This window comes from Paraburkholderia sp. JHI869, from assembly GCF_038900775.1.
In the GTDB taxonomy this organism is placed as follows: Bacteria; Pseudomonadota; Gammaproteobacteria; order Burkholderiales; family Burkholderiaceae; genus Paraburkholderia.
The window spans coordinates 178,694-190,447 of the sequence record NZ_JAYMSC010000011.1 but is presented as its reverse complement, the minus strand read 5'-3'; the positions used below and the strand labels follow the sequence as shown (position 1 = coordinate 190,447).

Below are 11,754 nucleotides of genomic sequence, written 5' to 3'. Positions count from 1 at the left end.
TGGCTGTGCGCCCTGTCGGATTCTGTGCGGCTGTCGATTCAGCAGTCGACTGCGTCGCCGCAATGTCCAGTTCGGCAGCGGCGGCGGGCGTCGCGTCCGCCCGCGCCTGATCAATCTCTGCCTGGGGCGCTGCGCGCCCCTTCTGTTTTGCTGCGGCCCCGGCTGCGCTGCGCGACTTCTGTGCAGCGGCACGAGGAAGCTTGCTCATGGCGGCCTTCCCGCCCGGGGCGCGCGGCGCCACTTAACCAGCCGCCCGCGTTTCGAGCACTTCGACCGCCGGCAGCTTCTTGCCTTCGAGGAACTCGAGGAAGGCGCCGCCGCCGGTGGAGATATAGCTGACCTTGTCGGCAATGTTGTACTTCGCGATGGCCGCGAGCGTGTCGCCGCCGCCGGCGATCGAGAACGCGCCCGAGTTGGCGATGGCGTCCGCGAGCGTCTTCGTGCCGTTGCCGAACTGGTCGAACTCGAACACGCCGACCGGGCCGTTCCACACTATCGTGCCGGCCTGCGCGAGTTGCGCGGCGAGCGCGTTGGCGGTAACCGGGCCGATGTCGAGAATCATGTCGTCGTCGGCGACGTCGGCCACGTTCTTCGTCTCGGCCTTGGCCGTCGGCGCGAATTCCTTGGCGGTCACGACGTCGGTCGGGATCGGCACCGAGGCGCCGCGGGCGCGCGCCGCGTCGATGATGGCCTTCGCGTCGTCGATGAGATCGACCTCGGCAAGCGACTTGCCGATCTTCAGGCCTGCCGCGAGCATGAACGTGTTAGCGATGCCGCCGCCGACGATCAGCTGGTCGACCTTCTCGGCCAGCGACTTGAGGATGGTGAGCTTCGTCGAAACCTTCGAGCCGGCGACGATCGCCACCAGCGGGCGCTTCGGCGCGCCGAGGGCCTTGCCGAGCGCGTCGAGTTCGGCGGCGAGCAGCGGACCCGCGCAGGCCGTGGGCGCGTACTTCGCGATGCCGTAGGTCGTGGCTTCGGCGCGGTGCGCCGTGCCGAACGCGTCGTTCACGTAGATATCGCAGAGCTTCGCCATCTTTTGCGAAAGCTCGTCCGAGTTCTTCTTCTCGCCCTTGTTGACGCGGCAGTTTTCGAGCAGCACCACGTTGCCCGGCTCGACGTTCACGCCGTTTTCCACCCAGTTCGCAACCAGCGGCACGTCGCGGCCGAGCAGTTCGGCGAGGCGCTTCGCGACCGGCGCGAGGGAGTCTTCGGACTTGAATTCGCCTTCGGTCGGGCGGCCCAGGTGCGAGGTGACCATGACGGCCGCGCCTGCGTCGAGTGCGGCCTTGATGGCCGGCACGGAGGCGCGCACGCGGGTGTCTTCGGTGATGTTGCCGTTGTCGTCCTGCGGCACGTTCAGGTCGGCGCGGATGAATACGCGCTTGCCCTTCAATTTGCCTTCGGAGATCAGATCGGAAAGACGCAGAACCTTGTTCATGGGCATGTCATCTTGATGGTGGGAAGGCGGTGGCAAGGCGATGCGGCGCCGCGGGCCTTGTTTTGGCGCGGCAAGACGTGCTCAACGGCACGGCGCGGGATCCGGTTTGACGCTGTCTCGGGTCGCTGCTCCGGGTCGCTGCTCGTCGCTGGCACGAGCCGGCATCGAATTGCGAGATCGGTATTTTAGCTGATAGCCAGGACGATCTGAGACGTGTCCAGGCGAATCTCCCGTATTTGGGCAGACGCTGCTCGCCGGGCGGGCCTTCGCGGGATTTGCTGCGTCGCAGCATGCGGTTCGGCTGAAAAAAAATCGCCCGGAACCGGCGCGAAGCGACCCTAAAATCGCCCCAAAACCCCGCCCCACACGCCCGCGGGCGCGCTGGCAGGCGTCAAATGACGCTAAAATAGTCGTCTTTGCCACTCGCAGCCAAGTGGCGTGCGGCGAAGCCTGCTGTATAAGCCCGATATTTACTGCACTTGTCTGGAGAATCGTATGTCAATGGCCGACCGCGACGGCAAGATATGGATGGACGGCAAGCTGATTGATTGGCGCGACGCCAACATTCACGTGCTGACCCATACGCTGCACTACGGCATGGGTGTTTTCGAAGGCGTACGCGCCTACAAGACAGCCGCCGGCAGCACCGCTATCTTCCGCCTCGCCGAGCACACCAAGCGTCTGCTCAACTCGGCCAAGATCTTCCAGATGGACGTGCCGTTCGACGCGAAGACGCTCGCCGACGCACAGCTCGAAGTCGTGCGCGCGAACAAGCTCGAGTCGTGCTACATCCGCCCGATCATCTGGGTCGGCTCGGAAAAGCTCGGCGTGTCGGCCAAGGGCAACACCATTCACGTGGCCATCGCCGCGTGGCCGTGGGGCGCCTATCTCGGCGAAGACGGCCTCGCCAAGGGCATCCGCGTGAAGACGTCGTCGTTCACGCGTCACCACGTGAACGTGTCGATGGTGCGCGCCAAGGCTTCGGGCTGGTATGTGAACTCGATCCTCGCCAACCAGGAAGCCACCGCCGACGGCTACGACGAAGCGCTGCTGCTCGACGTGGACGGCTATGTGTCGGAAGGCTCGGGCGAGAACTTCTTCCTCGTGAACAACGGCAAGCTGTACACGCCGGACCTCTCGTCGTGCCTCGACGGCATCACGCGCGACACCGTCATCACGCTCGCGCGCGACATGGGCATTCAGGTGATCGAAAAGCGCATCACGCGCGACGAGGTCTACACGGGCGACGAAGCGTTCTTCACCGGCACCGCCGCCGAAGTCACGCCGATCCGCGAGCTCGACAACCGCACCATCGGGAGCGGCTCGCGCGGCCCGATCACGGAGAAGCTGCAATCGGCCTTCTTCGACGTGGTTTCGGGCAAGAGCGACAAGTACGCGCACTGGCTCGCGAAGGTCTAAGAAAGAAAGGTCCGGGCGAACCCACGCCTGGCCCCCACAGCTACACAGAGAATCGTCCTCATGAGCGAAATTAAGGAAATGCCGCTGGTCGAACTTTCGGCCAAGGATCTGCCCGCTTACTGCCCGAATCCGTCGATGCCGCGCTGGAGCAATCACCCGCGCGTGTTCCTCGACGTGACCCACGGCGAAGCGAAGTGCCCGTACTGCAGCACGCGTTACAAGCTGCGCGCGGGCGAGGTCGTCCACGGCCACTGACGCGTTGCGAGGCTCGCGCCCAGGCGGCGCGCAGCCGCGCTCGCGCCATTTTCGTTCGCGGGGGCGCAGCCGCCGGGTGAAAACACCTCGCTCGTGCGGCATTCCCCATGCTTCACTGCCCGTCGCGCGCCGTCCTGAAAACGGCGGCGCGCCGCGGGCTTTACGCACATCGCCACGAAGCCATACGCCGCACCTTGCGCCAACGCCCGCCGGCACGCCGGCTGGACGTCGCGCTAACCGCTTCGTTGAATTAACCGTGTTACATGCGGCATCCCTGATTTCCCAAGAACGGGCAAGCCGCGTGCAACCTTTACCCTCTCCGGACCCTGACTCCCGATGCGCCGCGCGCTGGTAATCGCACCGAACTGGATCGGTGACGCACTGATGGCGCAGCCGCTTTTTTCGCGGCTCGTGAAACTGCACCCGCGCATTCAGATCGATGCGCTAGCGCCAACCTGGGTTGCGCCCGTACTCGAGCGCATGCCCGAGATCCGCGACGTCTACGCCACCGACCTCGGCCACGGCAAGCTGCAACTGCTGCGCCGCTGGCAACTGGCGGGCGATCTACGCGCCGAGCGTTATGACGCCGCGTACGTGCTGCCCAATTCGCTCAAGTCCGCGCTGATCCCGTGGCTCGCCAACATCGGGCTGCGCATTGGCTACACGGGCGAGAACCGCTACGGCCTCTTGAACGTGCGCCATGCGAATCCGCCGAAGGACGAGCGGCCACCGATGGTCAGGCACTATGCCGCGCTCGCCTACGCGCCCGGCGCGACGGTGCCCGACGACCTGCCGATGCCGCGCCTCGAGTCGGACCCGAACGAGGCGTCCCGCGTCTCGGCGCGCTTCAATCTCGATACGCGCGTGCCGCTGCTCGTGTTCTGCCCCGGCGCCGAGTACGGCCCCGCCAAGCGCTGGCCGCCCGAGCATTTCGCAGCGCTCGCGAAAATGGTGGGCCAGTCGTTCCCGTACACGCAGATCGTCGCGCTCGGCTCGCCGAAGGACGCCCCGCTCGCTCAGGCCATTGCCGATCGCGCGCCGAACGTGCGCAACCTGTGCGGGCAGACCGCGCTCGGCGAGGCGTGCGCGCTGATCTCGCGCGCGAACGCCGTGGTGACCAACGATTCCGGCCTGATGCACGTGGCCGCCGCGCTGCGTCGCCCGCTCGTCGCACTCTACGGTTCGACGGATCCGCGCCACACGCCGCCCTTGTCCGAGCTTGCAAAGGTACAATGGCTGCATCTCGAATGTAGTCCCTGCTTTGCTCGCGAGTGTCCGCTCGGGCATCTGAACTGCCTGCGCGAACTGAGCCCGGAGCAGGTTTTCGGCGATCTGCGCGGCATGCTGCTCGGGCAGCGATAAGCATTACGCATCGCCCGCCAGCGTTGGGCGGCCATGAGCCGCCCGCCACGCTAAAAATATCGCGCACGCAAATGGATGTGCGCCACGCAACGGACGCCACGCGCGTTGCGCGCGCCCAATAGAGGCATCGAGGCGCGGGAGGGACCAAAGCGCCGTATCGGAGCACGTCACAGGCCTGTCTCGCGAAAGCGGCATGCTCGCGGCAAACGCAGCGACAGACTCGAAACGCCGCAACCGATCATCCGCCAACCCGCGCCCAGGGACACGCCGAGTGCAACACCGGGCGCACAAGACCAACGAGCCATGCCACGTTTTGCCCACATCTTCGAAGCCGCCGCGGACACCCTCAACGCGTACTACCAGGCCGTCGCGGAAGTCAACATCGACAGCTTGATGGGTCTGTGGATCGATGAAGAATTCGTGAGCTGCATCACGGCGGAAGGCGCGCATCTGCATGGCCTGTCGAGCATCCGCGCAGGCCTCGCCGCGCAGCTCGAAGCGGCGCCGGTGTCGATCGAGCCGCTCGACATCCGCGTGTACGACAGCCTCGGCACCGTGGTCTACGCAATCGTGGAAGCGCATCGCGCGGTCGATCCCAGCGCGATTCCCACCATGGTCTTCACGACCTACGTGATGGTTCACGAGCGCGGCGAGTGGCGTATCGCACATATTCACGCGAGCCGCATGCCCGACGACGCAGCAACCCAGTTCTCGGCCAAATTGCGCCATGGCCAGGGCGCGCTGCACTGATACATAAGGGCGCAAAGCAGGGGGCAGTCATGAGTACGACCGACGACACCAGCAGGCCCAGCGAGGCAGCCCGCGTCGCCGCCGCGCTCGAGGCCCAGACTGCCCTGCTCGGCGCCAGCTACGATCTCAACTACCGCGCGCCCTTCTGGTTGCCAGGGGCGCACATCCAGACCATCGTGCCGGCGCTCTTCTCGCGCCTGCCCGCGCCCGCCTACCGGCGCGAGCGCTGGGACACGCCCGACGGCGACTTCATCGAAGTGGACTGGCTGGACGGCAAGCATGCCGGTGCGCGCTCACACGACGCGCGCAACGCCCCGCTATTCGTGCTGTTCCACGGCCTGGAGGGCGGCTCGAGTTCGCACTATGCACGCGCGCTCGCGGCCGCCGCGCATGCGCGCGGCTGGCACGCGGCGATCCCCCACTTTCGCAGTTGCAGCGGTCCGTTGAACCTGCTGCCACGCTTCTACCATCTCGCCGATTCCGCCGAAGTCGACTGGGTGCTGCGCCGCTTCGCCGCCCGCCACTCAGGGCCGATCGTGGTCGCGGGCGTGTCGCTCGGCGGCAACGTGCTGCTGCACTGGCTCGCGCAGCGCCGCGAAGACGCCGCGATCGTCGCGGCGGCCGCTGCGATCTCCACGCCGCTCGACGTGCATGCGGGCAGCGAGATGCTCACGCAGGGCTTCGGCATGATCTATACGCGCAGCTTTCTGAAGACGCTGAAGGTCAAGGCGCTCCAGAAACTCGAGCAGTACCCCGGTCTTTTCGACGCCCAAGCCGTGCTCGCGAGCCGCACGATGTACGAATTCGACAATGTCGTGACCGCGCCGCTGCATGGTTTTCGCGATACCCACGACTACTACACCCAGGCGACGATCCGCCCGAAGCTCGGTGAAATCGTCGTCCCCACGCTCGTGCTGAACGCGCGCAACGATCCGTTCCTGCCGGGCCGCGTGCTGCCCGCGCGCCACGAAGTGAGCGCCGCCGTCGAGCTCGATCAGCCTGCGCATGGCGGCCACGTCGGCTTCATGACGGGCCCGTTCCCCGGCCGCAGCGACTGGCTCGCGCAGCGCGTGTTCACCTATTTTTCGCCTTTCGTCTCTCATGGATGACATCGTCAAACAGGCGCTCGCGCGCTGGCCCAACGTCCCGCATTGCACGGGATGGCTGCTGCTCGACGCACGCGGCAACTGGCGCATGCGCGACGAGGCCGCCCAGGCGCAGAACGCACCCGGCACGGCCATCCGCCACGAAGCGCTGCTCGGCTTCATCAACCGCAATTACGAGCGCGACGAACAGGGCCAGTGGTACTTCCAGAACGGCCCGCAGCGCGTGTATGTCGAGCTCGAATACACGCCGTGGATCGTGCGTCTCGCTGTTGATCACGACGGCGCGCTCACGCTCACCGATCAGGGCGGTCAAGCGCTCGAACCCGTGGCCGCTTACCTCGACGAAGCGGGCAGCGTGATCTTTGCCGATGCGAGCACCCCTCCGCGCGCGGCGCTGCTGCACGATCACGACCTCGATCTCTTCACCGACCACGCCACGCTCGCCGACGACGCCGACAGCGGCACGTTCCACTGGCGCGCCGGCGACGCATTGCCGCTGCAGCCGATCAAGCGCGCCGACGTGAGCGCGCACTTTGCCTTCGTGACGAGCCCGGCACACGCCGAGCGCGAAGCGCAGGCGGCGGAACATGGCGCGAGCACGCCGGCTCCTGCCAAAGACTGAGCGCCGGCTCAGCCGCGGCCCTCGTCCTTCTCGTCCTGGCGCTCCTGCTTGTAGCGGGCCTCGAAGTCGTGCAGGCGCGCCTCGATCGTCGACAGATCGTAGTAGCCCACCGATTTCATGTCGCGCGCCTCCTTGAGCTGACGGATGGCCGAGGGCCAGGCGCCGTCGAGGGCGAGCTTCTCCGCCATTGCCCGATGCTGTGTGAGCGCGTCGCCGAGTCCTGCGCTTGCCTGCGCCAGATAGAGCCACCACGCGTCTTGCTGCGGTTCGGCCTCGGTTTGGCTGCGCGCGAGCGTTTGCGCCTCCTTGAAGCGGCGCGCCGCGATCAGCGCCTGCAGCAGCGAATCGGTGGCCGCGTGCGAGCCTGGCCACGCCTTGTGCGCCGCCTCGCCTAGCCGCACGGCGTCGTCGGGGCGGCCCGAGCGGCGCGCGATATCCACGGCGAGCACGTCGAGACTCGGCGAGTTGCGTGTTTTGCTGCCATCCGCGGCCTCGAACTGCGCGAACGCCGCACGCGAGTTTGCGAGCGACGCCGTCGCGTCGTCGTAGCGCTCCAGCAGCAACTGCGCGTAGGCAATGCCGTACCAGTTCGCGGCGACGTTGAGCGCCGTGCGGTCCTCGATCTCCGAGCGCAGACGCGAAACCTCGTCGATGTACTCGTTGCGCGTACGGTCCTGAAGCACGCGCACGCGCGCACGCACGAACCCGTACTCGGACGCCTGGTGCGGCTGCCGGTACGCGGCGCGGCGCGCGCGGTCCTGCATGTCGGCGATGCGCTCGCCGGTGAGCGGGTGCGTGCGAGCGTACGCCGGCACGCCCGAGTCTTCCATCGAATCGCGCTCGAGCCGTTCGAAAAACGCCACCATGCCCCACGGGTCGTAGCCCGCTCCCGCGAGCAGCTGGAAACCCACGCGATCGGCCTCGTGCTCGGCGGCGCGCGAGAAACGCAACTGGCTGTCCACGGCAGCCGCCTGGCTGCCGAGCGCAATGCCCGCACCCAGGTCGCCGCTATGCGCGAGCACCCCCGCGAGAATGCCGAACAGCACGCCCGCCAGCGCGGCAAGACTCGTGCGCTCGCTCTCCGAAAGCATGCGTGCGATGTGCCGCTGCAATACGTGGCCCATTTCGTGGCCGAGCACGGAGGCGAGTTCGGATTCCGTTTGCGTGACGACGATAAGCCCCGAGTTCACGCCGATGAAGCCGCCCGGCAGCGAGAACGCGTTGATCTGGCCATCGCGGATCGCGAAGATATCGAAGTCGGGCCGATAGCCGCCGATGAACTGCGCGCTCGCGGCCGCAGCGAGACGCGCGGCGACCGAATTGAGGTAGTCGCGCACGAGCCAGTCGCCGATATAGTCGGGGTCGCGGCGAATCTCGCGCATCACGCGCTCGCCGATGCGGCGCTCGGCCTGCGGCGTGAGCGCGCCGCCCGAGCCGTCGCCGAGGTCGGGCAACTGCGGGACCCACGCAGGGGCGCGCACGCTGGCGTTGCCGTCCGAAGACGAGGTCGGTGCGCCGGATTGGCCCGGGGTCGACAAGCGGCTCTTCGCGCCGCCGTAAGTGCCGAACACGCCCTGCGCGATCGAGGCGGGGATGACGGGGTCCGCCGCGTCATCGAACGGGCCGCTGACGAGCGCGGGTGCCGCCGCGCTGGGTACATTCGGTGCGGTGCCGGGAGACGACGGGGCGGGCTTCGCGGCTGCCGGCGAAGCCGCGCCGCGATTGAGCACGGCGGCGTTCGACGCCTGCGCGTGCGCTTGCGGGGAAACCGCGAGCGACGCGCACAACCATGCAGCAAGCAGCCGTTTCAGACGCATTGATGACAGGATCGGGGAACGCGGAACACTATCGCGGCGGCGCGCCCGGTGCGGACCGCCTGCGCTCGTTTGTGCCAATCGGTTGATTGTAGCCCGCCTTACAAGCCTTGCGGCCCGGCAAGACAGGCAGAAAACCCTGCGTGCCGCGCTGTTAAGATAGGTACCCCTCAAGGAAGAACCCACCATGCCTGAACTCACGCATTTTGATGCAGCCGGCGACGCCCATATGGTCGATGTCGGCGGCAAGGCAGAGACGAAGCGCATTGCGCTCGCGAGCGGCACGATCCGCATGTTGCCGGAAACCTTCGCGCTGATCCGCGACGGACACGCGAAAAAAGGTGACGTGATCGGCGTTGCGCGCATCGCCGCGATCCAGGGGGCGAAGCGCACCTCGGACCTGATTCCGCTGTGCCACCCGCTCGCGATCACGCGGGTCAAGGTGGATTTCGTACTCGACGAAGCGCTGCCCGGCGTCCACTGCACGGCGCAGGTGGAAACGCTCGGCCGCACGGGCGTGGAGATGGAAGCGCTGACCGCCGTGCAGGTCGGACTGCTGACCGTCTACGACATGTGCAAGGCGGTGGACCGCGGCATGACGATCACCGATGTGCGCGTGCTGGAGAAGCACGGCGGGAAGTCGGGTGATTGGGTGGCGGAGCGCTGACGCCATGACTCTCGACGAACTGCGCGCGCAGGTTCTGGCCTTCCGGGACGAGCGCGACTGGCAACAGTTTCACACGTTGCGCAACCTGATCGTCTCCACGAGCATCGAGGCCGGCGAGCTGCTGGAGACGGTGCAGTGGAAAACCGATGCACAGATCGACGCCCTGCTCGCCGATCCCGCACAACTCACGCATCTCAAGCACGAATGCGCGGATGTGTTCATCTACCTTTTGCTGGTCGCGCATACCGCAGGGATCGATCTGGTCGATGCGGCGGCGGAAAAGCTCAAGCTGAACGCGCAGCGTTACCCAGTGGATAAGGCGAAAGGCAGCGCCGCGAAATACTCCGAGCTTTGATTGCCAACGCAGCGGCGTAGAACGCGGCGGCGAGCCGCCGCTTCACGCACGAGCCGTGAGGCTCAATCGTCCGAGTCGTCCTCGTCGTCTTGTTCGACCGACTTCGCCGGCGTCCCATACTTCTTGACGAGTTGCGCCTTGAAGTCCGCGAGCGTGGGCTGCTCGTCGAGCAGGCCGTAGAGCGAGGCCAACTGCGTCTGCCAGTCGTGCAGCTCCGTGGCGAAAATGCGCAGGCGCTCCACCGTATCGAACGCGCCCGCCGTATCGCCATCCAGCGCCTGCAAAACGGCGTAGCGGCGCAGCACCGTCTCGCCGGGCAGCAGCGCGATCGCGCGCTGGTGCGCGTAGAGCTTGCTCGAAAGGCTCGCGGCGTTCATCGGCAACAGCGTGGCCATGCCGTAGTCGCCCCATGCGCCGAACAGGCGCGAAGGATCGTCGCCATAGTCGCGCGCCGGATGCTGCCCGTAATAGAGCACCTCGGCGCGGTTGTAGTCGCGCAGCACCGGGTACAGCGCGGCGACGCCGCCGAACGCGACTACCGCATACACGCCGAGCGAGACGCGCGACGGCACGACACGCAGCGGCTTCGTCTCGAGCAGGCCGAACACGAACATCGCCGGCAGCAGAAAGAACATGTACTGCTGCGGATATTCGACGAGCGCGTGCATGACGAGCACGCCGATCAGCATGAAACCGAACACGCGCTCGGCGGTGTGCGGCACGCGCAGCCCGCGCACGAACCACGCGACGAGCCCGATCACGACGATGGCAAGTCCGACGAGGCCGGTCTTCGCGAGCAGGTCGAGGAAGATGTCGTGTGCGTTGTTGGCGATCTCGACGCCGCCAAGCGAGCGCGCCAGCTCGAACTGATGCATCGGGAAATCGCCCCAGCCGACGCCCAGCACCGGATGCGACTTGAACATCGTCCAGCCGTAGCGCCACAGCGCGAGGCGCGGCGCGATCTGGCTGGCGTCCTTCATGCGCTCGGCGGCAGACTGTGCAAGGTCGAGCCCATAGTGGATGTTGGCCCAGCGCACGTACGCGTTCATGCCGAAAAAGATCAGCACGAGCACGACGGGGATGATCCAGGCGCGCGCTCCACCCTTGCGGCCCGAGCCCGCCGCCGATGCCAGGCCTTCCGCGCCCGCGCTGCGCCCCTCGCCTGCTTCGCTGCGGCAGCCCGTAAGCGCGATCCACAGGCCCGCGACGAAAATCACGCCCATCTGCAGCCAGGGTCCGCGCGACACCGTGAGCGCGAGGCCGCCCGAATAGATCGCGGTCAGCACGCCCCAGAGCAGGATGTTCAAGCGCCGCGTGAGCGCGAGGTACATCGCGCCCGCCATCGCGAAGGCAATATAGGTGGCCAGGTGATTGGCCTGCGCCATGTTGCCGAACGGCCGGCGATCGACCGTGATGTTGTACGCCACCACGAGCGGCGTGACCTTCGTTTCCAGGTGAAAGAGCTGAATCACCTGCGTGAACACGGCAAAAAGGCCGCCGATCTGCAGCGCGAACGCCCCCCATACGAGCGCCGACTGCATGAGACGCGCGCGCGTGATGGTGTAGCCCGCATGCGTCGCGAGGAAAGCGGCAAGCAGATAACCCGCACCGAGCCAGTTCATCGAAGGCTCGGCAAGCGGCAAGGCGAACGTCTGCACGACCAGCAGCAGGCCGAAGAAGAGCGGCACGAGCGCAACCGTGGGCGACGCGAAGCCTTCGCCCGAGCGCGCCGGGCGAATGAGCAGCAGCGTCGCGGCGCCCATCAGCACATAAAGTGTCAGTGCAACGAATTCCGCGTAGAACGTGGGAATCGGATAGGTGTGGTTGACGACCGCATAGGGCAGCGTCAACGCGAGGGCCAGCAAGACGAACGTAAGGTAACGCGCAAAATTGGAAGGCATGGTTGGGCGGGGGCGTTCAGCAACGGGGCACTATACAAAACTTTTCCCCCGCTGTGCGGGTG

At 66.5% G+C, this 11,754-nt stretch carries 11 protein-coding genes; 8 read left to right on the top strand and 3 right to left on the bottom strand.

What is annotated here, in order from left to right; translation table 11 throughout:
* Nucleotides 1-241: 241 nt before the first annotated feature.
* Nucleotides 242-1,441 (bottom strand): phosphoglycerate kinase, encoded by a 1,200-nt coding sequence (locus tag VSR72_RS20200; RefSeq protein WP_342954108.1) that lies wholly within the window; start codon nt 1,439-1,441, stop codon nt 242-244.
* Nucleotides 1,442-1,936: 495 nt separating this feature from the next.
* Between VSR72_RS20200 and VSR72_RS20195 the strand changes: the two genes are divergently transcribed.
* From VSR72_RS20195 to VSR72_RS20170, 6 genes are all read left to right on the top strand, one after another.
* Nucleotides 1,937-2,860 carry a branched-chain amino acid transaminase gene (locus tag VSR72_RS20195; RefSeq protein ID WP_342954107.1) on the top strand — a complete coding sequence of 308 codons (924 nt, stop codon included), beginning with the start codon at nt 1,937-1,939 and terminating at the stop codon, nt 2,858-2,860.
* Nucleotides 2,861-2,920: 60 nt separating this feature from the next.
* Nucleotides 2,921-3,115 (top strand): zinc-finger domain-containing protein, encoded by a 195-nt coding sequence (locus VSR72_RS20190; protein WP_028205950.1) that lies wholly within the window; start codon nt 2,921-2,923, stop codon nt 3,113-3,115.
* A gap of 336 nt (nt 3,116-3,451) precedes the next feature.
* Nucleotides 3,452-4,477, top strand: a complete 1,026-nt coding sequence (gene waaF / locus VSR72_RS20185; RefSeq protein ID WP_133182814.1) for a lipopolysaccharide heptosyltransferase II — start codon at nt 3,452-3,454, stop codon at nt 4,475-4,477.
* Nucleotides 4,478-4,780: 303 nt separating this feature from the next.
* Entirely contained in the window at nt 4,781-5,227 is a 447-nt protein-coding gene (locus tag VSR72_RS20180) for a nuclear transport factor 2 family protein (RefSeq protein WP_342954106.1), read from the top strand.
* Between the two features lie 29 nt (nt 5,228-5,256).
* The gene (locus VSR72_RS20175; RefSeq protein ID WP_342954105.1) at nt 5,257-6,336 is read left to right on the top strand and encodes an alpha/beta fold hydrolase; all 1,080 of its coding nucleotides are present in this window, start codon (nt 5,257-5,259) and stop codon (nt 6,334-6,336) included.
* Nucleotides 6,329-6,955, top strand: coding sequence for a DUF2946 family protein (locus VSR72_RS20170; RefSeq protein WP_342954104.1), 627 nt, complete (start codon nt 6,329-6,331; stop codon nt 6,953-6,955). Before VSR72_RS20175 ends, VSR72_RS20170 begins: the two co-directional genes overlap by 8 nt.
* A gap of 8 nt (nt 6,956-6,963) precedes the next feature.
* Here the strand turns inward: VSR72_RS20170 and VSR72_RS20165 are convergent, their stop codons facing one another.
* Nucleotides 6,964-8,772: a M48 family metalloprotease gene (locus VSR72_RS20165; RefSeq protein WP_342954103.1), complete on the bottom strand. Its 1,809-nt coding sequence runs from the start codon at nt 8,770-8,772 to the stop codon at nt 6,964-6,966.
* Between the two features lie 184 nt (nt 8,773-8,956).
* On the opposite strand from VSR72_RS20165, the gene moaC reads away from it, so the two are divergent.
* A complete protein-coding gene (gene moaC / locus VSR72_RS20160) occupies nt 8,957-9,436 on the top strand; it encodes a cyclic pyranopterin monophosphate synthase MoaC (RefSeq protein WP_342948443.1) in 480 nt (159 codons plus the stop codon).
* Nucleotides 9,437-9,440: 4 nt separating this feature from the next.
* Nucleotides 9,441-9,791 carry a nucleotide pyrophosphohydrolase gene (locus VSR72_RS20155; RefSeq protein ID WP_342954102.1) on the top strand — a complete coding sequence of 117 codons (351 nt, stop codon included), beginning with the start codon at nt 9,441-9,443 and terminating at the stop codon, nt 9,789-9,791.
* Nucleotides 9,792-9,853: 62 nt separating this feature from the next.
* Here the strand turns inward: VSR72_RS20155 and VSR72_RS20150 are convergent, their stop codons facing one another.
* Nucleotides 9,854-11,692, bottom strand: a complete 1,839-nt coding sequence (locus VSR72_RS20150) for a Wzy polymerase domain-containing protein (protein ID WP_342954101.1) — start codon at nt 11,690-11,692, stop codon at nt 9,854-9,856.
* Nucleotides 11,693-11,754: the final 62 nt, after the last annotated feature.

What these genes read in the sequence shown, in the direction of transcription:
- VSR72_RS20155 (WP_342954102.1), top strand. Translation starts at nt 9,441, where the DNA reads ATGACTCTCGACGAACTGCGCGCGCAGGTTCTGGCCTTCCGGGACGAG.
- VSR72_RS20190 (WP_028205950.1), top strand. Translation starts at nt 2,921, where the DNA reads ATGAGCGAAATTAAGGAAATGCCGCTGGTCGAACTTTCGGCCAAGGAT.
- VSR72_RS20200 (WP_342954108.1), bottom strand. Translation starts at nt 1,441, where the DNA reads ATGAACAAGGTTCTGCGTCTTTCCGATCTGATCTCCGAAGGCAAATTG.
- moaC (WP_342948443.1), top strand. Translation starts at nt 8,957, where the DNA reads ATGCCTGAACTCACGCATTTTGATGCAGCCGGCGACGCCCATATGGTC.
- VSR72_RS20180 (WP_342954106.1), top strand. Translation starts at nt 4,781, where the DNA reads ATGCCACGTTTTGCCCACATCTTCGAAGCCGCCGCGGACACCCTCAAC.
- VSR72_RS20195 (WP_342954107.1), top strand. Translation starts at nt 1,937, where the DNA reads ATGTCAATGGCCGACCGCGACGGCAAGATATGGATGGACGGCAAGCTG.
- VSR72_RS20170 (WP_342954104.1), top strand. Translation starts at nt 6,329, where the DNA reads ATGGATGACATCGTCAAACAGGCGCTCGCGCGCTGGCCCAACGTCCCG.
- VSR72_RS20150 (WP_342954101.1), bottom strand. Translation starts at nt 11,692, where the DNA reads ATGCCTTCCAATTTTGCGCGTTACCTTACGTTCGTCTTGCTGGCCCTC.
- VSR72_RS20165 (WP_342954103.1), bottom strand. Translation starts at nt 8,772, where the DNA reads ATGCGTCTGAAACGGCTGCTTGCTGCATGGTTGTGCGCGTCGCTCGCG.
- VSR72_RS20175 (WP_342954105.1), top strand. Translation starts at nt 5,257, where the DNA reads ATGAGTACGACCGACGACACCAGCAGGCCCAGCGAGGCAGCCCGCGTC.
- waaF (WP_133182814.1), top strand. Translation starts at nt 3,452, where the DNA reads ATGCGCCGCGCGCTGGTAATCGCACCGAACTGGATCGGTGACGCACTG.